The sequence below is a fragment of the Psychrobacter sp. 16-MNA-CIBAN-0192 genome (assembly GCF_040309565.1).
In the GTDB taxonomy this organism is placed as follows: Bacteria; Pseudomonadota; Gammaproteobacteria; order Pseudomonadales; family Moraxellaceae; genus Psychrobacter.
Genome location: NZ_JBEOOX010000363.1, coordinates 1 through 263 on the forward strand (window position 1 = coordinate 1; position 263 = coordinate 263).

The window sequence follows — 263 nt, forward strand, 5'->3', positions numbered from 1 at the left end:
TCTGTGAACCATTGACGATGGCCCATTTGCTTACGAGAATGCTTACGGCGTCTAAATTTAACAACCTTAATCTTCTCACCGCGACCGTGTGAAACAACCTCAGCTGTTACTTTACCACCGTTTACGAACGGTACACCAATCTCGATCTTCTCACCATCAGCAACTAAAAGTACTGAATCAAATTCAACTGCTGCACCAGTTTCAACGTCTAATTTCTCAAGACGAATTGTTTGACCTTCAGTCACACGGTGCTGTTTACCACC

Annotated in this window: 1 protein-coding gene; it reads right to left on the minus strand. The window is 43.7% G+C overall.

Annotation, left to right across the window (positions count from 1 at the left end; all coding sequences use genetic code 11):
- A partial coding sequence (gene rplU, locus AAEY78_RS13605) for a 50S ribosomal protein L21 (RefSeq protein ID WP_352339864.1) occupies positions 1–263 on the minus strand: 263 nt, incomplete at both ends.